Source organism: Pseudomonas sp. Z1-12 (assembly GCF_051132015.1).
In the GTDB taxonomy this organism is placed as follows: Bacteria; Pseudomonadota; Gammaproteobacteria; order Pseudomonadales; family Pseudomonadaceae; genus Aquipseudomonas; species Aquipseudomonas zanjanensis.
The window spans coordinates 243913-269294 of the sequence record NZ_CP071647.1 but is presented as its reverse complement, the minus strand read 5'-3'; the positions used below and the strand labels follow the sequence as shown (position 1 = coordinate 269294).

Sequence of the window (25382 nt, the reverse complement as noted above, 5' to 3'; positions counted from 1 at the left end):
GTTCAGCGAACAATGTCGAAAGCGGTCCCGGGCCGCGAGAACGAAATGGCGAGGATCTGCCGGTACGCCATGTCATGGCTATGGGTGTTGCGCGCCGGGGTTACGTAATGGCGCATGTCGCGATCCAGGAAAAACGTGGTGTCGAGAATGTCCTCGTAGGTCGTCGCCGCCAGCTGTTCTTCCTGGGCGGTGTACAAGCGGCTTTCGGCACCCGCCACATTCTGACGGCCCCAGAAGTGCACGCCGCTGAACGGATAACCGTCGCAGTGAATCCCTTCAGGGGTGATTTCCAGCTGTTTGCCCGGCTTGATCTCGATGCGGATCTGATGGATCTGGCACTGCCAGATTTCATCGTGCAGTTCTTGCGGCAGGACGTTCTTGTACACCTCGAAGTCCGTGTCGATCAGGCTGCGCATCACCGGCGAGTTGATCACTTCGTTGGAGAAGTCCTCGAAGTGCCGCTCCAGTCCGCCGACATAGCTGTTGTTGGCCTTGGACTGAACGTAGGCCCGGTGTTCGAGCTGCGTGAGCTCGCGGGTCGTTGGGTTGTATTCGAAGTCGCTGTAGCGGCGAAAACGCATGCCTGACTCGGCCTGGCCGTAATAACTGTCGGGCTCCATGTTTTCCCAGCTTTTGGTCAGCCGGACAAAGTCGCCGAAATGACCGTAGAGGTTGAAGTCCCCACCGCGAACGTTGACGTATTTGTCACGTCTCAGCGCTTCGCCCACTTCCCTGTTCAGAACGATCATTTTTCATAGGTCTCCACTGCATTGAGCGGCCTAATCTAGTGGGTGCAGGATTTACGTCCATGAGAAAGTATTTGAGGCATTTCAAGCGGCGCTTGAAACGGCGGGCAACATTACATAAACACGACTTTTTCTCGGGGAAACAGGCGATTCCAGCGGCTTTTCTTGGGCTAAAAGCCGAAAGAACCCGAGCTTGGCGTCGCCATGCTGTTCACTTCAGGCAGGCATGATTCAATGGTGGCGAGGGAGCTTGCTCCCTCGCCACGGTTATCGACTTACAACCTGATCAGGCCTCAGAAGACGCTGATCGGATAATCCACGAACACCCGCAGCTCATTACCGCTGACGTTGTACTCGCTGGATTTCTGCGACACCCGCAACACAGAGCTGCGCAACCTCACACTCAAGTCCTTGGCCGGGCCATTCTGGACCACGTACTTGAACTGGTTGAAGATCTCGCGCTCGGTCCCGTCTTCGCTGGTGGACGTGGTGATGTTATCGCCACGCACGTAAGCGACGTTATAGGTCAGGCCCGGTACGCCGAAGGTGGTGAAGTCCAGGCCGTAGCCCAACTGCCAGCTGCGCTCGTCCTCAGCGTTGAAGTCGGACCAGTAGGAGTTGGCCAGGTAGATCGTATTACCGCCATCACCCACGCGGTTCTGCTCGCGCTGATAGCCGCCGTAGGCGTAGCCCAGGTTACTGTCGCCCGTACTGCGCTGGTGGGCGAGCGTGAAGCTGTGGGGACCGGTGGCGAAAGTAGCGGCCAGGCTCCAGATCTTGTTGTCGTCGCCGGTGACGTTGTTTTCACGAACGTAGCTGTCGTCCAGCTTGGTGCGATAACCGTTGAAGTCCAGGGTCAGGGATTGATCCTTGGCCAGTGGGAACACGTAGTTGGCGTTTACGTATTGCTTCTTCAATACGTCTTCGACATCCGACGCGTAGAGCGAAGCCTTGAACTGCTCGGTGAATTGATAGCTGCCGCCCAACACGTTGATCGACTTCAGGCCACCGCTGTCATGGCCTTCGGCGCTCTTGCGCGATTCGGCGGTGAAACGACCGGCGTTCAGTTCCAGCCCCTTGATCTCCTTGGAGGTGATCAGCGTGCCGGTGTAGCTTTCCGGCAGCAGGCGCGAATTGTCATAGCTCAGCACCGGCAGGGCCGGCATCTGGTCACCGTAGGCCAGTACGGTATTGGAAACGCGGAACTTGACCGCCGCACCGAACTTGGACAAGTCATCGGCCGCGCTGCCGCTGTCGCCTTGCTTGAAGAAATCGATGCCTTGCGCACCGCTACGCCCCTTGCCGCCATCCAGACGCAACGCGTACAGGCCAAAGGCATCGACACCCACGCCCACCGTGCCTTGGGTGAAACCGGACGAGAACGTACCGATGGCCGCCTGGCCCCATTCGGCCTTGTCTTCTCTGCCGTCCTTGTAGTCGCGGTTCATATAAGCGTTGCGCAACAGCACTTTCAAGCTGCTGTCTTCAACGAACCCCTTTGACTCCGCCTGGTCATTGGCCATGGCGTGTGTCGTGCTCAAGATCCCCAATGCGATCAAACTGATGCGCTTGTTCAACATGATTATTTTCCTTGTACGGGTTGATACGCACCGCGGCGAGCAGCCGAAATGGCGCTTTGCGCTCTTTTTCGGACTCTTGCTCCTGAAAATAATGAAAAGGCCCGCCCACGTCTGATCGTGTCGGGCCTTTTTATTATTTAAGAGTCATGGCTGTCAGCCACAGGCGTAGGGCGAATCCTAGTCGCGCCCTCAAGAGCGTGTCAATTTCGTGAATCGTCTTTAATTAGGCAAAAAATGTCTAAGAACAATCAAAACGAACAACCATCCAGACCGCAAGTGGCTGATGGCGTAGAGGCCTGCTCCGGCAGGGCTTGCTTCAACCATTGGGCGAATGCCTCGGGCTTGCCTAGCCAGGGACCGATGTCGATCAACGAGAACTGGCCGTCCTGCTCCAGAGCCAAGGTTGGAAAGCCCTGGCCGCCAACCTGGGCGAGCAAGGCGCGACTGGCCTTGATATGCCCTTGCACATCAGCCGCGCGGAACGCCGCCAGGAACGCCTGGGCCGGCAGGCCAATGGATTGAGCGAGCTCCAGCAGGACGGTTTCGTCCGCGATGCGCCGCCCTTCGACGTAGTGTGCGGTTTGCAACCGTCCTAGCAGTTCCAGGCCATGGCCGCCGAGCTGTTCGGCCGCAAGGACGGCGGCGGTCGGCGGCGCCGAATCGAACACCGCGCTCTGATCGCGCAGCAAACCGTCGAAATAGGCCTCGCCAAAGGGCTGCCCGGAGTATTCGGCGATGCGCCGGTCGTGGGGCATCACATAATTGCGCAGTTGTGGCGAGACCTGCTGGCGATTGGTACCGGTCATCATGCCGCCGCCATGGGCGATCACTGGCAATACAGCCTGCGCCGCCTGCACCAGCGGTTTGGCGCCGTAGCACCAACCGCACAGCGGGTCGTAGAGGTAATGGAGAGTGGTCATGGAAAACTCCGCTAGCCATGGGGATTCGATGGCAGCAGGGTAGCCTCGCGAGCGCTGCGGAAAAACGCCGGAACGGCTTTCAGTGTGTTTCGTGGATCGGGCGAATGCCCACTTGAATTAAACACCGGCCCCTGTGGGAGCGAGCTTGCTTGCGATGGCAGTGCGTCAGTCAACATTTGTGTTATTTGACCCACCGCGATCGCGAGCAAGCTCGCTCCCACAGAGATTCAAGGGGATTCGAAAGCGGGCAGACACAAAAAAAGCGCTGCCATCCCGGCCAGCGCTTTTTATCAATCCGTCGAATTCTATCCTTGCATCACATCCCACAGCGCTTCCAGCTCAGCCTCGCTGAACAGGCCAGCGGGGTAGCGCTCAACGATCATCCGGCGCGGATCAGGTTCTCTGATCTGACGCGTTCCGTTGGACTTCAACCACTGCGCCAACGCTTGAAGCGACTCACCATTAACGGCCAAGGGATGGCATGTGCGCTCGCTTGTCATATTCATTCCAGCGCCCTCTCCTGGTTGATGAGCGGCTAATTTATCCAAGGTTTATGACAAAACAACTCAGCTCCCTTCCCCGGAACTGCCGCTGATCCGATACAAGAGCTATGCCAATCCATCCCTGTCCAGCCACGAACGAACACAAAAAAACCCGCGACCCAATCGGGCCGCGGGCTTGCCGGGATGGATCCAAAATCACCGATTTAGAGCCGGCGCTGGCGATATCCCCAGGCTGTTACATCGCCACTCACTTTGCCCGCGGCGCAGGTTGCTGTTGGGTAAGGCAATGGATATTGCCGCCGCCCAGTAACAGTTCGCGTCCTGGCACCATGACCACTTCGTGCTGCGGGAACAGGTTCTGCAGGATGTCCCTGGCCGGTGCATCCAGCGGGTCGTCAAAACTCGGCGCGATGATGCCGCCGTTGACGATCAGGAAGTTCACATAGGAACCGGCCAGTCGCACGGTTGGGTTGCGTTCCTGGGAACCTTCCACCGCATCCACGCCCGCGCATTCCTCTTCGGTGGCATACAACGGCCCCGGGATCGGCATTTTATGCACTGTGAACGAGCGCCCCTTGGCATCCGTGCTGTTTTGCAGCACGTCCAATGCCGCATGGCAGCGGGTATAGTTCGGGTTTTGCGGGTCGTCGGTCCAGGCAAGCAGGACTTCGCCAGGCCGTACGTAGCAGCAGAAGTTATCCACATGACCGTCGGTTTCGTCATTGAACAGACCGTCCGGCAGCCAGATGATCTTGTCCACGGCCAATTGCGCACTGAGCACCGCCTCGATCTCCTCACGGCTCATGTGCGGGTTGCGATTGCGGTTGAGCAGGCACTCCTCCGTGGTAATCACGGTGCCTTCGCCGTCCACATGGATCGACCCACCCTCAAGCACGAAACCTTCGGTGCGATAACGGGGGCTGCGCTCGAGCTCGAGGATCTTGCCGGCCACTTGCGAATCACGGTTCCACGGCGCGTACAGGCCGCCGTCAAAGCCGCCCCAGGCATTGAAGTCCCAGTCGATACCGCGCACTTCACCGCTGTCGTTGATCACGAACGTCGGGCCGGTATCGCGGACCCAGGCGTCGTCGCTGGACATTTCCACCAGGCGGATATTCGGCACGTCGAGGCGCGCCCGGGCATTTTCGTATTGGCCCGCGGACACCGCCACGGTCACCGGTTCAAAACGGGCGATGGCCTTGGCGACCGCCACGTGGGCAGCCTGTGCGGGCTTGCCGCCCAGGCGCCAGTTGTCCGGGCGCTCGGGCCAGATCATCCAGACCTGGGTCTGGGTCGCCCATTCGGCAGGCATGTGGAAACCATCCGCGCGCGGAGTGCTGTGCAACGTTGTCATGGGTCATCTCCTGGGCGATAGGCGTGGCAACTTTATAGACGATAAATATCGACTAATAAAGTCAAAAAATCCATCAAGCATAAAATAGAAGCGGAAAAGGCCGACAAAAATCGATTATAAAAACGCTAAATCCCCTGTGGGAGCGAGCTTGCTCGCGATAGCGGTGGGTCAGCCACATACGATTGGCTTGGCCACCGTCATCGCGAGCAAGCTCGCTCCCACAGGGAAACAGCTCGGCATTCCAGATCGATTACAGCCCCTCGTCCAATACCTTCATCAGCATATCGACAAAGAAATCCACACTCTGGCGCGTAGTCACCATCGGCGGTTTGATCTTGAGGATGTTCAGGTAATCACCCGTCGGTTGCATGAAGATGCCCAGCTCCCGCAGGCGATTGCACAGCGCCGTGGTTTCCTCGGTGGCCGGCTCCAGAGTATCGCGGTCGCGGATCAGCTCCACGCCCAGGTAAAACCCCGAGCCGTGGACGGCGCCGACCAATGGATACTGATCGATCAAGGCCTCCAGTCGAGCTTTGAAATGCCCACCAACCACCCGGGCGTTTTCCCAGAGATTGTCCTCTTCCATGACATCCAGCACCGCCATGCCGATCTGGCAACTAACCGGGCTGCCGCCGGCCGACGAGAAGAAATACCCCTCGGCCTCCAGCGCCTCGGCGATTTCCCGGCGAGTGATGACCGCGCCCAGCGGCTGGCCGTTACCCATGCCCTTGGCCATGGTGATGATATCCGGCACCACGCCTTGCTCTTCGAAACCCCAGAAAAACTCGCCCATGCGCCCGTAACCGACCTGCACCTCATCGGCGATGCAGACCCCACCGCGCTCGCGCACCATCGCGTAGACCTGCTTCAGGTAACCGGGCGGCAGTGCGATCCCACCGGCGTTGCCATACACCGGCTCGCAGATGAAACCGGCAAGTTGACGTTTGCTCTCGGCAATTTTCGCCAGGTTGTGTTCGACGCTGCGCACGTAGTCCGGCGCACTGTCGGGGCCGCGGAATTCGCCGCGATAGGTGTTCGGCGCGGTCACCGGGTGCACCCAGTCCGGGCGACTGCTCAGGGCCTGGGGGTTGTCGGCGATGGAGGTCGATACCGCATCGGCGGCCACCGACCAGCCGTGGTAAGCCTCCAGCACGCTGAGCATGTCCCGTCCGCCGCTGTAGGCCCAGGCCAGGCGGATCGCCAGGTCGTTGGCCTCGGTGCCGCTATTGACCAGGAACACTCGGTCCATGTTGGAGGGCGACAGCGCCAGCAGGCGCTCGGAAAACTCGGCGATCGCCGCATAGTGGAAACGCGAGTTGGTATTGAGTAGCGACCATTGCCGGGCAGCCACCGCCGCCATGCGTGGATGGCCGTGGCCCAACACCGCGACATTATTGAGCATGTCCAGGTACGAGCGCCCCTGCATGTCGATCAGGTGGTTGCGCCAGCCACGCTCGATGCGCGGCGGATCGACGTAATAGTGTTTCTGCGAACGGGCAAAGCTCGCATCGCGACGAGCCAGCAGCGCCTCGGGATCGGTCTCCGGCTCGGCATCGCACGCCAGCCCCAGCAGCACCGCCGGCGAAGGGCAAAGCGCCTGCCAGGCCAGGGCCCTGGAGGGCGTGCAGAACAGTGGCGGATTCACGTGGGCACCCCGGCACAACTGGACACACAACGCCCCCGTCACTTCGCCCAGCACCTGCCCCTTGACCAGCGCCGCGCCGGAATGCAGCGGCGACGTCACGCCCCACAAGCGCACGCTCAATTGTGCACTGTCCAGTTGCAACATGCCGTCGGCAAACGTGTGCACAACCCCGGCGAACGGAGATTCGAGCGGCGTTCCCCGCGGCACACTCAACGCCACATGCAAGGGATAAGTGTCGGGTTCGACGGCGCTGTCCGGCCGAGTGCGAGACAAGCGGTACTGCCCATAGCGACTGGCCGCCAGGCCGTGAACACCGGCGGCTTCATCCAGCAGGCGCTGGTCGATTCCCGGCTGCTCCCAATTGCCGGCCTCGAAATGCGGGCTCAGCACCCCCAGGTCGATCAGGGCGAACTCACGTCCTACCAGGGTCGGCAACAGTGGCGCAAAGCCCTCGCTGGCAATGGCTGGCAGGCTGTGGCCGACAGCGGTGAGAATCGCCGCTTCCATCAGATCGAAGGGCACCGAGTGGGCGACGCGGAAAATCTCCCACTCATGGGCCAGGTTGTCGCGGCTGTATTGGTTGTCCGGATCGATGGAAACCTGCTGCTCACCGCTGAGCACCAGCACCGCGGCGCGCGCCACGATCAGCGGCCACAGCGCCAACAGTTCCTGGCGCTGCAAGGGGTTGACCGCGTGGTAGGCCTTGATCGCCGGCAAGATGAAGAACGGGTCGCCGTCGGCGTGATGCAGCAGGGCTGCGCACGTCACCGACAAGTCAGTGATGCGCCAGGTACGGACCAGGTCGCCGAAATCGATAACGCCCTGCAATCGCCATTGGCGCTGGGCATCGCGCTGCCAGACCACGTTGTCATCGGTGATGTCCATGTGGATCGCCTGCACCGGCAGGCTGGGCTTGAGCGGCTGCAAGCGCCGCTCGGCCTGTTGCGCGACCTCGGCGACGCGATGGCGTCGTGTTTCATCCTTGATGACAGGCAGCAGGTAATCGACCAGGGCCGGGGCGTGGCGCCCGTCCCATTGCAGGGTGCGCTCCAGGCCTGGGTGGTCGAATGTCGCCAGGGCCAGGTCCATTTCCGCGCACAGGCGTCCCAGGCCAGTGACAAGCTCGGGCGTCAGGTGCTTGAGCTGCGTGAGGGACTGGCCGTCGATATATTCCAGCAGACGCATGTGAATCGCTTGGCCATCGACGTCCAAGGTCAGCAGGTCCTGGCCGTTAATCGCCGCAATGACCCGCGGCACTTTCACCGCGTCGTGTCCGGCCAAGTGCTTGAGGGCGGCATGTTGGGCCTGGATTTCCTGGACAGCGTAGTCGCCGTGGCAAATTTTCAACACAAAGCGTCCGCGCTCGCTGTCGACGCGGTAGTTGAGGTCCTGGTTGCTGCCAAGGGGTCGCAGGTCGCCGCTGAGTCCGTAATTCGAGCGCAGCAGCACCAGCGCTTGCTCGGCGCTGATCTGTGGGCTTGGCAAACTGGCGCGGTGAACCAACGTAGCGAGTGGCATACAACGACCCCTGAGGTGGTTTTGTTCGGATGCCTATCTCGCCACCGAGTCGGGGGATAAGCAACCCCCCCTGTTCAAAAATATGCACAGCTCTCCTGGGAAGCTGAATAGGAGGGTGTGCCCATGGGATATTCGCTTGCACCGCTCCCGCCATGCCGACAAGCTATGCTCCTATGCTTTGTCGTACCACGGAAAAAGGCTTACCCGGATGCGCATTCTCATCACTGGCGGTGCTGGCTTCATCGGCTCGGCGCTCATACGGCACTTGATTCTCGATACCGAGCATCAGGTCCTGAACCTCGACAAACTGACCTACGCAGGCAATCTCGAGTCCCTGAGCAGCATCGATCACGACAGCCGCTACGAATTCGTCCAGGCCGACATAGTGGATCAAGCCGCTGTCAGTGCGGTGCTGGCGCGATTCCAACCTGACGCCATCATGCACCTGGCGGCCGAGTCCCATGTGGACCGCTCCATCGATGGCCCGGCGGACTTCATCCAGACCAACATCGTGGGCACCTATAGCCTGCTGGAAGCCACCCGCGCGTATTGGCAGGCTTTGGCCGAACCGCAGAAGCGTGCGTTTCGCTTCCACCACATCTCCACCGATGAAGTGTATGGCGACTTGCACGGCGTGGATGACCTGTTCACCGAAACCACCGCCTATGCCCCAAGCTCCCCGTATTCGGCGAGCAAGGCGGCGTCCGATCATCTGGTCCGTGCCTGGCAACGCACCTACGGCTTGCCCGTGCTGTTGACCAACTGCTCGAACAACTACGGGCCGTTTCACTTCCCCGAGAAACTAATTCCCTTGGTGATTCTCAACGCGCTGGCTGGTAAACCGCTGCCGGTCTACGGCAACGGCCAGCAAGTGCGCGACTGGCTGTTCGTCGAAGACCATGCCCGGGCGCTGCTCAAAGTCGTCACTCAAGGCGCGATCGGCGAGACTTACAACATCGGCGGGCACAACGAGCAGAAAAACATCGACGTGGTGCGCAGCATCTGCACGCTGCTCGAAGAACTGGCGCCACGCAAACCCGAAGGCGTCGAGCACTATGCCGACCTGATCAGCTTCGTCCAGGATCGCCCCGGCCATGATTTGCGTTACGCCATCGACGCCAGCAAGATCGAACGGGAACTGGGCTGGACACCTCAAGAAACCTTCGAGACCGGGCTGCGCAAGACGGTGCAGTGGTACTTGGAAAACCTGCTGTGGTGCCAACGGGTCCAGGACGGTAGCTATCAGGGCGAGCGCCTGGGCTCGCTCGACAACAAGGATGCAATCGCATGATGAAAGGCATTGTCCTGGCCGGCGGTTCCGGCACCCGCCTGCACCCGATTACCCTCGGGGTTTCCAAGCAGCTATTGCCGATTTATGACAAACCGATGATCTATTACCCGATCTCGGTGCTGATGCTCGCAGGCATCAAGGACATCCTGATTATTTCCACGCCTCAGGATCTGCCGCAATACCGCAACCTGTTGGGCGACGGTCGGCAGTTTGGTGTGAATTTCAGCTATGCCGAGCAGCCGTCGCCCGATGGCTTGGCCCAGGCGTTCCTGATCGGCGAGCAATTCATTGGCAGCGATTCGGTGTGCCTGATCCTGGGCGACAACATTTTTCACGGCCAGTATTTTGGCGAGCAATTGCAGACCGCCATCAACCGACCGAGTGGCGCCACGGTGTTCGGCTACTGGGTCAAGGACCCTGAGCGATTTGGCGTGATCGACTTCGATTTGGAAGGGCGGGCGATGTCCATCGAAGAAAAACCCACCGCACCCAAATCCAGCTACGCGGTGACCGGCCTGTATTTCTACGACAACGATGTGATCGAGATCGCCAAGGCCATCAAGCCATCCAAACGCGGCGAACTGGAAATCACCGACGTCAACAATGCGTACCTGAAACGCGGCGACCTGCACGTCGAGCGCTTCGGCCGTGGTTTCGCCTGGCTAGACACCGGCACCCACGACAGCCTGCTGGAAGCCTCGCAATACGTACAGACCATCGAACATCGCCAAGGCCTGAAAGTGGCATGCCTGGAAGAAATTGCCTACCAGCAAGGTTGGGTCAGCCGCGAACACATCCTTGAGCGCGCCCAGTATTTTGGCAAGACCGGCTACGGCCAGTACCTGTTCAAGATCGCCGGAGAAACACGTTGAACGTCATCGCCACCCGTTTGCCGGACGTCTTGATCATCGAACCGAAAGTCTTCGGTGATGACCGGGGGTTTTTCTACGAAAGCTTCAATGCCCAGGCATTTGCCGAGGCGACCGGCAGCACCTTGCAGTTTGTCCAGGACAACCATTCCCGCTCCACCCGGGGCGTGCTGCGGGGCCTGCACTACCAGATCGAACAGGTCCAGGGAAAACTGGTGCGCGTCACGGCGGGGGAGGTGCTGGATATCGCGGTGGACATTCGCCGCAGCTCGCCGACCTTCGGCCAATGGGCGGGCGTTCGCCTGTCGGCGCAAAACCATCGGCAGCTGTGGATTCCGCCAGGGTTTGCCCACGGTTTCGTCGTACTCAGCGAATCGGCGGACTTCCTCTACAAGACCACTGATTACTACGCGCCACCGGCCGAACGCTGCATCCGCTGGGACGATCCGCAACTGGCCATCGATTGGGCGCTGGACGACGCGCCGATCCTCTCGGCCAAGGACCAGAACGGCAAGGCCTTGCACGAGGCAGACCTGTTCCCATGAGCACGGCCTTGCGCATCCTGATCATAGGCCGCAATGGCCAAGTCTCCCGAGCGCTCCAGTCGCGCCTGAACGGCATGGGCGAGTTGCTCGTACGCGGCAGCGACCAGCTTGACCTGGCGCAGGCGGATTCCCTGCGCGCCCCCATCAGGGCCCTGAGACCCGACCTGATCATCAATGCCGCCGCCCACACGGCCGTCGACCAGGCTGAGAGCGAGCCGGAACGGGCGTTCGCCATCAATGCCACGGCGCCGGGCATCCAGGCCCAGGCAGCGGCCGAACTGGGCATACCGTTGATTCACTACTCCACCGACTACGTCTTCGATGGCCTCAAGCCCACCCCCTACACCGAGGACGACACGCCCAACCCGCTGAGTGTCTACGGGCGCAGCAAACTGGCCGGCGAAAATGCCATCCGCCAGGCTGGCGGCCAGCACCTGATCCTGCGCACCAGTTGGGTATATTCCACCGAGGGCCGCAATTTCCTGTTGACCATGCAGCGTCTGTTGCAGGAAAAACCGCAACTGCGGGTGGTGGCCGATCAGATTGGCGCACCGACCTGGGCGGGCACCATTGCCGACAGCACCGCCCAACTGATCGAACGCTGGCAGGCCGGTCAAGCCGGAGCCTGGGGCACCTATCACCTGACGGCCCGGGGGGAGACGTCCTGGTTCGGTTTCGCCCAGGCCATCGGCGAGAACCTGCTCGAGCGACACAAGCCGTGCGCGCTACTGGAGCCCATTGCGTCCAGCGACTATCCAACGCCGGCCCCTCGACCATTGAACTCGCGCCTGGATTGCAGCCGCCTGTCCAAGGAATGGGCGGTGAGCCAACCCGACTGGCGAAGCGCGTTGCAGCGGTGTCTGGCCGGACAAGCCTGGTAAGGCCTTACAAATAGTATTTGCGAGACAACTAGGCATAATACGCCTGTCACCACAGGCGCCCCATGTTCATGAATTCCACCCTTCCTCGCAGACCCCGTTGGCGCAGCCTGGCCTTGCTCGCGCTGTGCCTGGCGCCGTTGCTGTGGCCGTTGGAGCACCTGGCCGAGCGTTATTACCGCAGTGAACTGGCCGGCCAGAACCGCCAGACCCTGGACCTTTACGTCGCCAACCTGCTGGGCACGCTGCACCGCTATGAAGTGTTGCCACAGATCCTCGGCGAGCTGCCGGCCTTGCGCGCCGCCTTGTCGGCCCCGGACGACGGCGTCACCCAAGGCAACGCCAACCGGCTGCTGAAAAACATCAGCGCCCAGACAGGCGCCGAAGTCATGTACCTGATGGACCCTTCCGGCAAGACCCTGGCCGCGTCGAACTGGGACAAACATGACAGTTTCGTTGGGCGCAATTTCGCCTTCCGGCCGTACTTCATCGAAGCCATGGCCGGGCGCCTGGGGCGTTTCTTCGGTTTGGGCACGACGTCGGCCAAGCGCGGTTATTTCTTCGCGGCCGCCGTGCACGACCGCGAAAAAGTCATCGGTGTGCTGGTGGTCAAGGTCGACCTCGACCACACCGAAAGCCTATGGGGCAAGACCCCGGAACAATTGCTGGTGACCGACCACAACGGCGTGGTCATTCTCACGTCGCGCCAGGAATGGCGCTTTCGCGCGACCCGGCCCCTCAGTGACGACGAGCGCAAGGCCATCAGCGCGGTACAACCTTATCCAACTCGCGACCCCAAGCCGCTGAACCTGGATGCCAACGCCTGGCTGCCCCAGACCCAATCCATCGAAGAAACCGGCTGGAGCGTGAGCATCCTCGCCCCGCGCACGCTGATCGACCGTCCCGTGCGTACCGTGGTTGCCACCGGTGGCGCGGCCTTGCTGGTGTTGATGCTGTTGCTCGGGTTGATGATGCAACGCCGGCGCCATTATCTGGATCGGATCGCCTTCGAAGCCAAGGCCCGTCACGAGCTGGAGGGCCGGGTGGCCGAACGGACCAGCGACCTGGAAGGGCTGAACCGGCGACTGAGACAAGAAGTGCTGGAGCGCGAGCAGGCCCAGCAGGAATTGGTCCGGGCCCAGGATGACCTGGTGCAGGCCGGCAAGCTGTCGGCCCTGGGCACCATGTCGGCGAGCATTAGCCACGAGCTCAACCAGCCACTGGCGGCGATTCGCAGCTACGCGGAAAACGCCGAGATCCTGCTTGACCACCAACGCACCGAAGACGCCCGCGGCAACCTCAAGCTGATCAGCGAACTGACCGGGCGCATGGCATCGATCATCGCCCACCTGCGCGCTTTCGCCCGTCGCGACCGTCATGCCCCGGAAAGCGTCGCCCTGCAGCCGGCGCTGGACGATGCCCTGGCGCTGCTCGCCAAACGCCGGCGCAGCATGGAAGTGGAGCTGATCCGCGACTTGCCGGCCGCCACGCTGTGGGTCGAGGCCGGCGAAACCCGCCTGCGCCAGGTACTCGGCAACCTGCTGGCCAACGCCCTCGATGCGCTCACCGAGAAGGGCCCGCCGCGCAAACTCTGGATCAGTGCCCAGGCCACCGACACGGGCGTCAACCTGTATATCCGTGATAACGGCCCAGGGTTTTGCATGGAAGCCTTGGGCCGCGCTGGCGAGCCTTTCTACACCACCAAGACGCGCACCCAGGGCCTTGGCCTGGGGTTGGCGATCTGCGACACCCTGATGCGCGCCTTTGGCGGCGAATTGTCGTTCGCCAACCACAAGGAAGGCGGCGCCCTGATCACCTTGAAGCTGCGCGCCGGTGCGCCCGGGGTGAGCCTGCAACCGTCCGAGGACCGAAGTGTATGACCATCGATAACCGGATTGAGGTGGTGCTGATCGATGACGATCCCCATCTGCGTCAGGCCTTGAGCCAGACCCTCGACCTGGCCGGCCTGAAAATCCTGCCCCTGGCCGAAGCCAAGGGCGTGGCCGGGCAACTGTCCCGTGACTGGCCGGGAGTGGTGGTCAGCGATATTCGCATGCCGGGCATGGACGGCCTCGAACTGCTGGGCGAACTCCACGCGCAAGACCCGGAACTGCCGGTGCTGCTCATTACCGGCCACGGTGATGTGCCGCTGGCGGTGCAGGCGATGCGCGCCGGGGCCTACGACTTCCTGGAAAAACCGTTCGCCAGCGATCACCTGCTCGACAGCGTACGCCGCGCCCTGGCCTTGCGCCGCCTGGTGCTGGACAACCGCAGCCTGCGCCTGGCCCTGAGCGATCGCCATGAACTCAGCGCCCGCCTGGTCGGCCAATCGACCCCGATGCTGCGCCTGCGCGAGCAGATCGGTGCGCTGGCCGCCACCCGTGCCGACGTGCTGATCCTCGGTGAAACCGGCGCCGGCAAGGAAGTGGTCGCCCGTGCCTTGCACGACCTCTCCGGCCGGCGCAACGGCCCCTTCGTGGCGATCAACGCCGGTGCCCTGGCCGAGTCGGTGGTAGAGAGCGAACTGTTCGGCCACGAACCCGGTGCTTTTACCGGCGCGCAGAAACGCCGCATCGGCAAGTTCGAGTTCGCCAACGGCGGCACGCTGTTTCTGGATGAAATCGAGAGCATGAGCCTGGATGTCCAGGTCAAGCTGCTGCGTCTGCTGCAAGAGCGCGTGGTGGAGCGGCTGGGCGGCAATCAACAGATTCCCCTGGATATACGCGTCATCGCCGCGACCAAGGAAGACCTGCGCCAGGCCGCCGACCAGGGGCGTTTTCGCGCCGACCTGTATTACCGCCTCAACGTCGCGCCGCTGCGCATACCGCCGTTGCGCGAACGGGGCGAGGATGCGCTGATGCTGTTCCAGCATTTCGCCAACGAAGCCAGTGCCCGACATGGCCTGCCGCCCCACGAATTGCAGCCGGCGCACCGGGCGTTGCTGCTGCGCCACAGCTGGCCGGGCAATGTGCGAGAACTGCAGAACGCCGCAGAACGCTTTGCCCTGGGCCTGGAGCTGGCCCTGGACAACAGCGCGCCCGACGGCAACCCTGGGGCACCGGTGGAACTGGTCAGCGGAGGCTTGAGCGAGCAGGTGGAAAACTTCGAGAAAACCCTCATCGCCGCCGAGCTGGCCCGCCCCCACAGCTCGGTGCGCAGCCTGGCCGAGGCCTTGGGCATTCCCCGCAAGACCCTGCACGACAAGTTGCGCAAGCATGGCCTGACCTTCGGCGACAGCAGCCAGGGGTCGGCCGATGAGTCCGATTGAATTATCGTCACTACCCTGCCAAGCAAGAGGCCCCGCAATGAACCGCGACAGCCGTTACCTGGAATCGATCCTGCACCACGACATTCCCTTGACCCGGGACATGGGCCTCAAGGTGCTCGATTGGCAGGCCCGGCAACTGCGCCTGTCCTTGCCGTTGGCGGCCAACGTCAACCACAAGAGCACCATGTTCGGCGGCAGTCTGTATTGCGGCGCCGTACTCGGTGGCTGGGGCTGGCTGCACCTGGCCCTGCGCGAGGAAGGCATTGAAGACGGGCATATCGTGATTCAGGAAGGGCAGATCAGTTATCCGCTGCCGGTGACCCGCGATGCGGCCGTCGTCTGCCAAGCGCCTGAGGAAAAGCTCTGGAAACGCTTCCTGGCCACCTACCGGCGTTACGGACGGGCGCGGCTGGCCTTGCAGACCCAGGTGATGAACAGCGGGAGCGAGGACGTGGCGGTGCAGTTCGAGGGGCAATACGTGTTGCACCGCTAAAACAGCACATGGCTTGGATTGTAGGGATGGGTAGCCCCTGTGGCAAAAAGCACTCTTGCCAGACAAAAAGCTTTTGCCACAAGAATCAGGTAGGGCTCAGGAGCGAGCCAGCTCCAACAGTTTCCCACGCCACGCCGCTTTCGCCGGCAACGCCAGGAACGAGGCATTCAACAGCGACTCACGCGGTGGATAACAGAACGGCTCGCCGCTCAAGTCCAGCACCGCGCCTCCCGCACCTTCCAATACTCCCTGGGCGGCGGCGGTGTCCCACTGGGAGGTTGGCGCCAACCGTGGATAACAATCCGCCGCGCCTTCGGCCACCAGGCAAAACTTCAACGAGCTGCCAATACTGGTCAGTTGCAGCTCACCCAGGCTCGCGCTCAAACCGTTGAGTAGGCGCTCCTGCTCCGGGCTGGTGTGCCGGCGACTGGCGACCACGGTGAACGCCTCGCCCGGCGCCACTGCGTCACGCACCGCGATAGGCAAAGGTACGCCCCCCTTGTCACCACGCCAGGCACCCAGCCCGGCGCCACCCACGTAGAAGCGACCATTGGTGGGCATCGACACCACGCCGAACACCACACGCCCCTGCTCTACCAAGGCGATGTTGACGGTGAATTCTTCGCTACCGGAAATGAATTCCTTGGTGCCATCCAGCGGGTCCACCAACCACCAGCGTTGCCAGCCGGCCCGCACGCTTTGCGCGATATCGGCGTCTTCTTCGGAAAGGATTGGAATGTCCGGGGCCAGCGTCGCCAGCCCGGCCACGATCACATCATGAGCCGCCATGTCGGCAGCGGTCACCGGCGACTCGTCGGCCTTGTGGTTGACCAACACGTTGGCGCGCCAGAACGGCAGGATCGCCTCGCCGGCCTTGAGCGCCAGCTCGACCACCGGGGCCATCAGCGAATGAGGAAATGTCATGACAGGAACGCTCCACGCTGGGCCAGCAGGTCACGGGCCAGGTACAGCGCCGCCAAGGCCCGGCCCTCGGTGAATTGCGGGTTTTGCGCCAGGGCCGACAGCTCGTGCAGGTTGACCTTGTCCACGCGCATCGGCTCGGGCTCGTCGCCCTCCAGGCGCTCTTCATACAGATCGGTCGCTAGCACCACTTGGATCTTCTGGCTCATGTAGCCGGGGGACAGCGACAACTCGGTCAGATGTTCCAACTGTCGCGCCCCGAAACCGGCCTCTTCCTTGAGCTCCCGCTCGGCCGCCGCCAGTACATCTTCCCCTGGCTCGATCAAGCCCTTGGGCAGGGACAACTCGTAAGCATCGGTGCCACCGCAATACTCTTCCACCAGCACCGCATGGTCGGCGTCGAGCATCGCCACGATCATCACCGCGCCGTAGCCTGCACCCTTGCTCGCCAGACGCTCATAAGTGCGCTCCACACCGTTGGAAAACCGCAATTTCAGTTCTTCCACACAGAACAGGCGGCTGGTAGCGACGATCCGGCGATCGAGTATGGTGGGTTTCTGGCGCATAAACGGCTCCCTGGGCGATAGCGGGCTACTATACCCGGCCTATTCTGATTGTTTGTGTCGGATATCCGATTACCGCTGGAGAAGTTTTATGGCCTTGCTGCCCTGGCATGAGATCGATACGGTTCTGCTGGACATGGACGGCACCCTGCTGGACCTGCATTACGACAACCACTTCTGGCTCGAACACCTGCCCCAGCGCTACGCCGACCTGCATGGCGTGAGCCGGGCGATGGCCGAGATGGAGCTGCAGCCATTGTTCGAGCGCAACGCCGGCCAGTTGCAATGGTATTGCCTGGATTTCTGGAGCGCCGAGCTGAAACTGCCGGTGCGCGAACTGAAGTTGGAAACCGCCCACCTGATCGCCTTGCGCCCGGACGCCGATACGTTCCTGGCCGCGATTCAGCGCGCCGGCAAACGCGTGGTGATGATCACCAACGCTCACCGCGATTCGTTGTCGCTGAAGCTGGAGCGCATCGAACTGGCCCCCTACTTCGAGCGTTTGATCAGCTCCCACGACTACGGCTTCCCCAAGGAAAACCCGCAGTTCTGGGACGCATTGCAAGCTGACCTGAATTTCGACCCGGCCCGCAGCCTGTTCATCGACGACACCCTACCGGTGTTGCGCAGCGCCCGGGATTTCGGCGTGGCGCACCTGCTGGCGGTCAGCGAGCCGGACAGTCGCAAGGGACCGAAGGATACGGGGGAGTTCGAGGCATTGGGGGATTATCGGGACTTGATCGAAGGGCTCTGAACCGTGGTGCCTTCATCGCGAGCAAGCTCGCTCCCACACTGGTTTCGCGGCGAACCAAAAAACCTGTGGGAGCGAGCTTGCTCGCGATGAAGGCACCACAGCCCTGAAAGTTATTCAGGGATACGCAACACCTGCCCCGGATAGATCTTGTCCGGATGCGACAGCATCGGCTTGTTGGCCTCGAAGATCTTGTTGTACTTGTTCGCGTCGCCGTACTCGGCCTTGGAGATGGCGCTGAGGGTGTCACCCTTTTTCACGGTCACGAAACGCGCCGCTTGTGCCACTGGGCCAGTCACGGTGATCTGGTCGTCCACGCTACCGACACCGGCGATATTACCCACCGCCAACAGGATTTTTTCCTTCTCTTCCTGGCTCGCCACTTCACCTGTGACGATGACTTTGTCGCCTTCGATGGTCGCCTGTACATTCGGATTACCCAGGCCGACCTTTGCAATGTGCTCTTTCAGTTGTTCGCTGGCATTGGCGTTACCGGGGGTCAGCAGGTCGATCAGCTTTTCACCGGCTTCCTTCACAAAGCTAAAGATACTCATGGCACACGCTCCTTGATTTAAGTGTCCAGACGCAAAGACTAGACCAGGCGAGACGAACCCGGTTCCCAGCCGACCAATGACCCCGCCCCGCGCAAGCGCTAGAATCCGAATCTTCCCGCGCCCTGGAGCGAAGATGGACATCAAGCAGCTGAAATTTCTCATCGCGCTGGACGAAACCCGTCACTTCGGCCAAGCCGCCGCACGCTGCCATATCACCCAGCCGACGTTGTCGATGCGCCTGCGCAGCCTTGAAGAAGAACTCGACCTGCCATTGGTCAACCGCGGCCAGCGCTTTGAAGGTTTTACCGCGCCGGGGGAACGGGTGCTGGCCTGGGCACGCACGGTGCTGGCGGCCTATGACGGGCTGCAGGCCGAAGCGGCAGCCTGCCGCGGCAACCTGGTGGGCACGCTGCGCCTGGGCGTGGTGCCGTTGTCGGACTTCGACCCGCTGGCGATGATGCAGCGCTTGCACACCGAACACCCCAGCCTGCGTTTCGAATTGTCGTCCCTGAGTTCCGAACGCATCCTCGAACAGTTGGCGAACAACCGCATCGACCTGGGCATTTCCTACTTGGAGCGGCTGGACAATGAACGCTTCGAGGCCCTGCCCTTCAGCCCCACCCGCATGGGCTTGCTTTACGACCAGCGGTATTTCTTTTTCGGTGAACAACCGCTGAGCTGGGAAGCGCTGATCGAACTGCCGCTGGGCATGCTCACCAGCGGCATGCATTTTCGCCAGTCCATCGACCACAATTTCCACAGCCGGGGTCTGACGCCCCAACCGCTGTTGCAAACCGATGCGGTGCATCAATTGTTACAAGCTGTGCATGGGGGATTGTGTTGCGCGGTGATGCCCCTGGACAGCGGCCTGAATGTCCTGACCGAAGACTTGCGCATCCAGCCCATTGAAAACGCCCAGACGCTGGTTTCGCTGGGCCTGATCATGCGGCGCGGTGCCCCCCGCTCGGCGTTGGCCGAGGCCTGTTTCGCCCTCTATCAGAAATCAGCGACGACTTCTTGATCGACGTCATCTATTGGAAGATCAGTAATAGCGATTAGACGTGGCAGATTGCCGCATTTAGTCTTAGCACTATTCCTACTTTCAGTGATGCCTATGAACGACAAGCCTCCGGTCAGTCCAGCGCCTGCGATGGAAACATCCGCGCCGGCCGCCAGCCAGAGCTATCGCTACTGCAATCTGGACCACGCCCAATCGGACAGCACCGCGCTGGCCGAGGAAGTGGCGCTGGCGATTGCCTACAACGGCATCAACCAGGCGGTCATGCTGGTCACGCCCACCGACCTTGAAGACTTCATCGTCGGCTTCAGCCTCGGCAGCGGCATCATTGAAGACTCATCGGACATCTACGACCTGCAACTGAGCGGCACCGGTGCCGCGCACTACGCCCAGGTAACCATCGCCAACCGCGCCTTCTGGAACCTCAAGCAGCAACGCCGGCAGTTGGCGGGCACCAGTGGCTGCGGGTTGTGCGGTGTGGAAGCGGTGGAACAGGCCTTGCCCAACCTCAAGGTGCTGCCCGGCGCGCCGTTGCCTGCCGGGCAATGGCTCGATGGCCTGCGTGACCGTATCGGTCAGTTCCAGCCCTTGGGCCAACATTGCGGCGCGGTGCATGCAGCCTTGTTCATGAATGCCCAGGGTGAGTTGCTCCTGGGTCGCGAAGACATTGGTCGGCACAACGCCCTCGACAAACTGATCGGCGCGCTGATCCGGCAACAAATCCCGGTGGCCGGTGGCGTGGCGATCGTCACCAGCCGTTGCAGCCTCGAACTGATCCAGAAAGTACTGCGCGCCGGCATCCAGACCCTGGTCAGCCTGTCGTCGCCCACGGGCCTCGCCGTGCAATGGGCCCGTCAACACAACCTCAACCTCATCCACCTGCCGCAAAAAAGTGCGCCGCGGGTCTACAGCCCTGCGATGGAGAAACAAGCGTGAGCAATCATCAACAAGCCGACCAGAAACCCGTACCACGCTACAAGCCCTACAAGGGCCCAGCCGGTGGTTGGGGTGCGCTGATCAGTGTCGCTCAGGCCTGGTTGACCAGCGACAACGCGCTGAAGAACATCCGCATGATGCTCAAGACCAACCAGAACGGCGGTTTTGACTGCCCGGGCTGTGCCTGGGGCGACTCGCCGGAAAGCGGCATGGTCAAGTTCTGCGAGAACGGCGCCAAGGCCGTGAACTGGGAGGCTACCAAGCGCCGTGTCGATGCCGCATTTTTCGCCAGACACAGCGTGACCTCGCTGCTGGAACAGAGCGACTACTGGCTCGAATACCAAGGTCGCCTGACCGAGCCAATGCGCTACGACGCCGAAACCGACCGCTACAAGCCCATCAGTTGGGAAGCGGCGTTCGCCCTGGTTGGCAAGCACCTGCAAGGGCTGTCCAGCCCCAACCAGGCCGAGTTCTACACCTCGGGCCGGGCCAGCAACGAAGCGGCCTATTTGTATCAACTGTTCGTACGCGCCTATGGCACCAACAATTTCCCTGACTGCTCGAACATGTGCCACGAGGCCAGCGGCGTAGCGCTGGCCCAGAGCGTGGGCGTGGGCAAGGGCACGGTGACATTCGACGACTTCGAGCACGCCGACGCGATTTTCGTCTGGGGCCAGAACCCTGGCACCAATCATCCGCGGATGCTCGAACCACTGCGCGAGGCGGTGAAGCGCGGCGCCCAAGTGATCTGCATCAACCCGCTCAAGGAGCGTGGCCTGGAGCGCTTCCAGCATCCGCAGAGCCCGATCGAAATGCTCACCAACGGCAATAAGCCGACCAACACCGCGTATTTCCGCCCGGCCCTGGGGGGTGACATGGCGATCTTGCGCGGCATGGCGAAGTTCCTGCTGCAATGGGAGCGGGAGGCACAGGACAGCGGTGCGCCGGCCGTGTTCGACCACGCGTTCCTCAACGAACACAGCGCCAACGTGCTGGACTACCTGGCAGCGGTCGACGATACGCCGTGGGCGCAGATCGTCGAGCAATCGGGCCTGACCCTGGTCGAAATCGAACAGGCGGCGCGCATGTACGCCAGAAGCAAGAACGTGATCATGTGCTGGGCGATGGGCATCACCCAGCACCGTCACTCGGTGGCGACCATCCAGGAAATCGCCAACGTGATGATGCTGCGCGGCAATATTGGCCGGCCAGGCGCAGGCCTGTGCCCGGTCCGCGGCCACAGCAACGTGCAGGGCGACCGGACCATGGGCATCAACGAACGTCCGCCAGTGGCGTTCCTCGACACGCTGGAGCGGCGCTTCCAGTTCAGGGTTCCGCGTGAGAACGGCCACAACGTGGTCGAGGCGATCCACGCCATGGCCGACGGCCAGGCAAAAGTGTTCATCGCCCTGGGCGGCAACTTCGCCCAAGCCACGCCGGACAGCCACCGCACGTTCCAGGCCCTGGCCAATTGCGATCTGACGGTACAGATCAGCACCAAGCTCAACCGCAGCCACCTGGCCCACGGCAAGGACGCGCTGATCCTGCCGTGCCTGGGCCGCACCGACATCGACCTGCAAACCGAAGGCGCGCAAGCGGTGACCGTGGAAGACTCCTTCAGCATGGTGCATGCCTCCATGGGTCAGTTGCAGCCGCTGTCGAACCAGATGCGCTCGGAACCGTGGATCGTCGCCGGCATCGCCGCCGCCACGCTGGGTAGCCGCCCGGTGGATTGGAACTGGCTGGTGGCCGACTACAGTCGCATTCGCGACCTGATCGCCGAGACCGTCCCCGGCTTCAAGGACTTCAATGAAAAGCTGAAGAACCCCGGCGGATTCTACCTGGGCAACAGCGCCGGCTCGCGACGCTGGAACACCCCGTCGGGCCGCGCCAACTTCAAGCCGAACCTCTTGCCGACCGACCTCGTGCATGAGCGCACCCGTGCCACCGGCCAGTTGCCCGACCTGATCATGCAGTCCATGCGTTCTCACGATCAGTACAACACCACCATTTACGGCCTCGACGACCGCTATCGCGGTGTAAAGGGCCAGCGCGACGTGTTGTTCGTCAACGAAGCGGACATCATTCGCCTGGGCTTCAAGCCGGGACAGAAAGCTGACATCGTCTCGCTCTGGGAAGACGGTCGCGAGCGTCGGGTCAAGGGTTTTACCTTGCTGGCGTTCGACATTCCAGCCGGGCAGGCTGCGGCCTACTACCCTGAAGTGAACCCGCTGGTCCCGCTGGAAAGCACCGGTGATGGCAGCCATACGCCGACGTCGAAATTCGTCGCGATCCGCCTGGAAGCGGCGAGTGAGAACGGACTGATCCTGGCCAAGTCGGCTTGAGACAACCTTTTGGATCATGGTGGCCCTGTGGCGAGGGAGCTTGCTCCCGCTGGGCTGCGTAGCAGCCCCTTCCATCCATTCACCTGACACACCGAGATGCTAAGCTTCAGGGCCGCTTCGCGCCCAACGGGAGCAAGCTCCCTCGCCACAAACGACTTTTCGAACGGGCACAAAAAAGGCCGTTTTCCATGGAAAACGGCCTGTCTCAAGTAGCTAAAGACCGGCCAATTCGCCTTAAGTTCCCACCGAAAAACAATAACTTAGAGAATTGTGCACAAGTCGTGCTACTCGTCGGATTTCGATTGTAAGCAAGCGAGGCCAGCCTCAGGATCGCGCCGTCATCCCTTTGAGGCTCCTCTATGAAGTTCTCCTCCATTCTCTTGTTGTCCCTTAGCCTGGCCAGTGGCATCGCTTCCGCCGGTGGTACTGCCGAAGCAGGTGTGGGCGGCGCATTAGGCGGGGTTTTGGGTTCGGTCGTCGGCCAGTCCCTGGGCGGCAACACCGGTTCCACTATCGGCGCGGCGCTGGGCGGTGCAGGCGGTAGTGCAGTCGGTGCAGACAGACACAGCCGCGGCGAAGCGGCGATCGGCGGCGCGCTGGGCGCGGCCGGCGGTAACGTGGTCGGCCGTAGTGTCGGCGGCAGCACCGGCAGTCTGATCGGTGCGGCAGCGGGCGGTGGCGCCGGTGGCGCCCTGGGTAACTACATGGGCAAGGACGATGACGATGACCGCCGTTATGACGGCCGCCGTGGCGACCGCCGCTACTACCGTGACGGCCATCCGGGTCGCGGCCATGCCTATGGGCATCGCAAGCACAAGCATAAACATCGTTATTACGACGATTGACCGCTGGCTTTGATACCCGCCGGTAAAAGATCGCAGCCTTTGGCAGCTCTTCACAGAGCCTGACCGGAGGCTGCGATTTTCGTTTCAGACCACCAAACGCTCCATCGCCCCACGCAGCCGATCCGGAATCGCCACCGGCCGATTCGATGCCCGATCCACGAATACGTGGACAAAACGCCCCGCCGCGCAGGCCTCTTCCTCGCCCGCCTTGAACACCGCCAGCTCGTACTGCACCGAACTGCTGCCCAACTTGCCGACCCGCAGGCCGATTTCAATCCGGTCTGGAAAGGCGATCGAGGCAAAATAGTCGCAAGCCGAACTCACCACGAACCCCACCACCTCTCCGTCATGGATATCCAGGCCACCGACCTCGATCAGGTAGGTATTCACGGCGGTATCAAAAAAGCTGTAGTAGGTGACGTTGTTGACGTGACCGTACACATCGTTGTCGTGCCAACGCGTGGTGATGGCTTGCAAGTGAGGGTATTCGCTACGTTGGGGCATCAAGTGCTCTTCATGGTTGTTCAATGACTTCAGGATGACGGCCTACCGGCTCGCGAACCCCTTGCCCTGCGCCGCCAGTTCGCCGATCAGGCGCGCGGGCTGCCACTGGTCGCCCTGCTTCGTTTCGAGCTCCAGCAGGCGCTCGTGGATAGCTTCCAGCCCCTGCCCGTCGGCCCAGGCCATCGGCCCGCCCTTGTCCACGGGAAAGCCGTAGCCGTTGAGGTAGACCAGGTCGATATCGTGGGCCGACTCGGCAATGCCTTCCTGCAGGATCTTCGCCCCCTCGTTGACCAGCGCCAGCAAGCAACGCTCAAGGATTTCCTCCGGGCCGATCTCGCGGCGCTGGAACCCCAGCGCTTCGCTGACCCGCAGCACCAGCGCATCGACCTCGACGTCATGCTCGGCCTGTCGGCTGCCCGGCTCGTAGTGATAGTACCCATTGCCGCTTTTCTGGCCGAACCGCCCCAGTTCGCACAAACGGTTGTCCACCTGCACCTCGGGCGCGTCCTGGCCCTTCCCCGCCAGCTCACGGGCACGCCATTCCAAGTCGATGCCGACGACGTCGTACATGCGGAACGGCCCCATGGCGAAACCGAAGCCTTGCAACGCCGCATCAACCTGGTGGGGGAACGCCCCCTCCAGCAGCATCTTGCGCGCTTCCAGCACATACGGGTGGAGCATCCGGTTGCCGATGAAACCATGGCAGTTGCCCGATATCACGCTGACCTTGCCCATGCGCTTGCCCAGCACCAAGGCCGCGTCCAGCACCGCTTTGGAGGTTTGCGCACCGCGGACGATTTCCAGCAGCTTCATGATGTGCGCCGGGCTGAAGAAATGCAGGCCCAGGACTTGGGCTGGCCTGCGAGTGACAGCGGCGATGGCATCGATGTCCAGTGCCGACGTATTGCTCGCCAGGATCGCCTCGGGCTTCAGCAGGCCGTCCAGCTCACGAAAGATAGTCTGCTTGAGCTCCAGGTTTTCGTAGACCGCCTCGATCACCAAGTCCACGTCGCGGATCGCCGCGTAATCCTGTGCCCGCGTCACCCGGGCGATCCGCGCATCCGCCTCACCCTGGTCGATACGGCCCTGGCGCACGCCATGGGCGTAGGTCTCGGCCACGGCGGCCAACGCTTGCTCGAGCATTTGCGGATTGTTGTCGACCCATTGCACCGCCACGCCGGCATTGGCCAGGCACATCACGATGCCCCGTCCCATGGTGCCTGCACCGACCACCGCGGCGCGCTGAATATCGAAGGGTGTCTGGCTCATGTCTGCTCTCTTGTTTTGGCGATCCGAAGACAGCCTTCACCTTAGTCAGCCAACGAATGTTTTTGA

Annotated in this window: 23 protein-coding genes; 12 read left to right on the top strand and 11 right to left on the bottom strand. The window is 61.8% G+C overall.

Going from position 1 to position 25382, the window contains the following annotated elements; translation table 11 throughout:
- Positions 1-2: 2 nt before the first annotated feature.
- From J3P85_RS01160 to J3P85_RS01135, 6 genes are all read right to left on the bottom strand, one after another.
- Entirely contained in the window at positions 3-749 is a 747-nt protein-coding gene (locus J3P85_RS01160; protein WP_250961866.1) for a 2OG-Fe dioxygenase family protein, read from the bottom strand.
- A 290-nt stretch (positions 750-1039) separates the two neighbouring features.
- Entirely contained in the window at positions 1040-2326 is a 1287-nt protein-coding gene (locus J3P85_RS01155) for an OprD family porin (RefSeq protein WP_434704612.1), read from the bottom strand.
- A gap of 248 nt (positions 2327-2574) precedes the next feature.
- Positions 2575-3246: a DsbA family protein gene (locus J3P85_RS01150; protein WP_434704610.1), complete on the bottom strand. Its 672-nt coding sequence runs from the start codon at positions 3244-3246 to the stop codon at positions 2575-2577.
- A gap of 305 nt (positions 3247-3551) precedes the next feature.
- Positions 3552-3752 (bottom strand): hypothetical protein, encoded by a 201-nt coding sequence (locus tag J3P85_RS01145; protein WP_057449186.1) that lies wholly within the window; start codon positions 3750-3752, stop codon positions 3552-3554.
- Between the two features lie 244 nt (positions 3753-3996).
- Positions 3997-5103 carry an agmatine deiminase gene (gene aguA, locus J3P85_RS01140; protein WP_411386214.1) on the bottom strand — a complete coding sequence of 369 codons (1107 nt, stop codon included), beginning with the start codon at positions 5101-5103 and terminating at the stop codon, positions 3997-3999.
- A 250-nt stretch (positions 5104-5353) separates the two neighbouring features.
- Positions 5354-8266, bottom strand: a complete 2913-nt coding sequence (locus J3P85_RS01135) for an aminotransferase (RefSeq protein ID WP_434704609.1) — start codon at positions 8264-8266, stop codon at positions 5354-5356.
- Positions 8267-8474: 208 nt separating this feature from the next.
- Here J3P85_RS01135 and rfbB point away from each other — a divergent pair, with 208 nt between their 5' ends.
- The 7 genes from rfbB to J3P85_RS01100 all read left to right on the top strand — a co-directional run bounded on the left by rfbB (position 8475) and on the right by J3P85_RS01100 (position 15610).
- Entirely contained in the window at positions 8475-9557 is a 1083-nt protein-coding gene (gene rfbB / locus J3P85_RS01130) for a dTDP-glucose 4,6-dehydratase (RefSeq protein WP_434704608.1), read from the top strand.
- The gene (rfbA, locus tag J3P85_RS01125) at positions 9554-10429 is read left to right on the top strand and encodes a glucose-1-phosphate thymidylyltransferase RfbA (protein ID WP_434704607.1); all 876 of its coding nucleotides are present in this window, start codon (positions 9554-9556) and stop codon (positions 10427-10429) included. The genes rfbB and rfbA overlap by 4 nt, the downstream gene beginning before the upstream one ends.
- The gene (gene rfbC / locus J3P85_RS01120; protein WP_434704606.1) at positions 10426-10971 is read left to right on the top strand and encodes a dTDP-4-dehydrorhamnose 3,5-epimerase; all 546 of its coding nucleotides are present in this window, start codon (positions 10426-10428) and stop codon (positions 10969-10971) included. The genes rfbA and rfbC overlap by 4 nt, the downstream gene beginning before the upstream one ends.
- Positions 10968-11852 carry a dTDP-4-dehydrorhamnose reductase gene (gene rfbD / locus J3P85_RS01115; protein WP_434704605.1) on the top strand — a complete coding sequence of 295 codons (885 nt, stop codon included), beginning with the start codon at positions 10968-10970 and terminating at the stop codon, positions 11850-11852. The genes rfbC and rfbD overlap by 4 nt, the downstream gene beginning before the upstream one ends.
- A 68-nt stretch (positions 11853-11920) precedes the next feature.
- Positions 11921-13729: a sensor histidine kinase gene (locus J3P85_RS01110; protein ID WP_434704604.1), complete on the top strand. Its 1809-nt coding sequence runs from the start codon at positions 11921-11923 to the stop codon at positions 13727-13729.
- Positions 13726-15117 (top strand): sigma-54-dependent transcriptional regulator, encoded by a 1392-nt coding sequence (locus tag J3P85_RS01105; RefSeq protein ID WP_186707285.1) that lies wholly within the window; start codon positions 13726-13728, stop codon positions 15115-15117. Before J3P85_RS01110 ends, J3P85_RS01105 begins: the two co-directional genes overlap by 4 nt.
- 37 nt (positions 15118-15154) lie before the next feature.
- Entirely contained in the window at positions 15155-15610 is a 456-nt protein-coding gene (locus tag J3P85_RS01100) for a YiiD C-terminal domain-containing protein (protein ID WP_186707286.1), read from the top strand.
- Between the two features lie 96 nt (positions 15611-15706).
- Here the strand turns inward: J3P85_RS01100 and cysQ are convergent, their stop codons facing one another.
- Together cysQ and nudE are read right to left on the bottom strand one after the other, a co-directional pair.
- On the bottom strand, positions 15707-16534 hold the full coding sequence (gene cysQ, locus J3P85_RS01095) for a 3'(2'),5'-bisphosphate nucleotidase CysQ (RefSeq protein ID WP_434704603.1): 828 nt from the start codon (positions 16532-16534) through the stop codon (positions 15707-15709).
- A complete protein-coding gene (gene nudE, locus J3P85_RS01090) occupies positions 16531-17097 on the bottom strand; it encodes an ADP compounds hydrolase NudE (RefSeq protein ID WP_186707288.1) in 567 nt (188 codons plus the stop codon). The genes cysQ and nudE overlap by 4 nt, the downstream gene beginning before the upstream one ends.
- Before the next feature lie 88 nt (positions 17098-17185).
- Here nudE and yrfG point away from each other — a divergent pair, with 88 nt between their 5' ends.
- Positions 17186-17848, top strand: a complete 663-nt coding sequence (gene yrfG / locus J3P85_RS01085) for a GMP/IMP nucleotidase (protein ID WP_411386205.1) — start codon at positions 17186-17188, stop codon at positions 17846-17848.
- A 110-nt stretch (positions 17849-17958) separates the two neighbouring features.
- Here the strand turns inward: yrfG and lysM are convergent, their stop codons facing one another.
- Positions 17959-18399 carry a peptidoglycan-binding protein LysM gene (gene lysM / locus J3P85_RS01080; protein ID WP_186707290.1) on the bottom strand — a complete coding sequence of 147 codons (441 nt, stop codon included), beginning with the start codon at positions 18397-18399 and terminating at the stop codon, positions 17959-17961.
- 133 nt (positions 18400-18532) lie between these two features.
- Between lysM and J3P85_RS01075 the strand changes: the two genes are divergently transcribed.
- The 4 genes from J3P85_RS01075 to J3P85_RS01060 all read left to right on the top strand — a co-directional run bounded on the left by J3P85_RS01075 (position 18533) and on the right by J3P85_RS01060 (position 23543).
- Complete coding sequence (locus tag J3P85_RS01075; protein ID WP_186707291.1) at positions 18533-19420, top strand: LysR family transcriptional regulator; 888 nt, start codon at positions 18533-18535, stop codon at positions 19418-19420.
- 93 nt (positions 19421-19513) lie between these two features.
- Positions 19514-20353 (top strand): formate dehydrogenase accessory sulfurtransferase FdhD, encoded by an 840-nt coding sequence (gene fdhD / locus J3P85_RS01070; RefSeq protein ID WP_434704602.1) that lies wholly within the window; start codon positions 19514-19516, stop codon positions 20351-20353.
- Entirely contained in the window at positions 20350-22698 is a 2349-nt protein-coding gene (locus tag J3P85_RS01065; RefSeq protein ID WP_434704601.1) for an FdhF/YdeP family oxidoreductase, read from the top strand. The genes fdhD and J3P85_RS01065 overlap by 4 nt, the downstream gene beginning before the upstream one ends.
- 359 nt (positions 22699-23057) lie before the next feature.
- A complete protein-coding gene (locus J3P85_RS01060) occupies positions 23058-23543 on the top strand; it encodes a glycine zipper domain-containing protein (RefSeq protein ID WP_053181061.1) in 486 nt (161 codons plus the stop codon).
- Positions 23544-23627: 84 nt separating this feature from the next.
- On the opposite strand, the gene J3P85_RS01055 is transcribed toward J3P85_RS01060, so the two are convergent.
- Both J3P85_RS01055 and J3P85_RS01050 read right to left on the bottom strand, forming a co-directional pair.
- Positions 23628-24047 carry an acyl-CoA thioesterase gene (locus J3P85_RS01055; protein ID WP_434704600.1) on the bottom strand — a complete coding sequence of 140 codons (420 nt, stop codon included), beginning with the start codon at positions 24045-24047 and terminating at the stop codon, positions 23628-23630.
- Positions 24048-24089: 42 nt separating this feature from the next.
- Complete coding sequence (locus J3P85_RS01050) at positions 24090-25316, bottom strand: 3-hydroxyacyl-CoA dehydrogenase NAD-binding domain-containing protein (protein WP_434704599.1); 1227 nt, start codon at positions 25314-25316, stop codon at positions 24090-24092.
- Positions 25317-25382 lie beyond the last annotated feature (66 nt).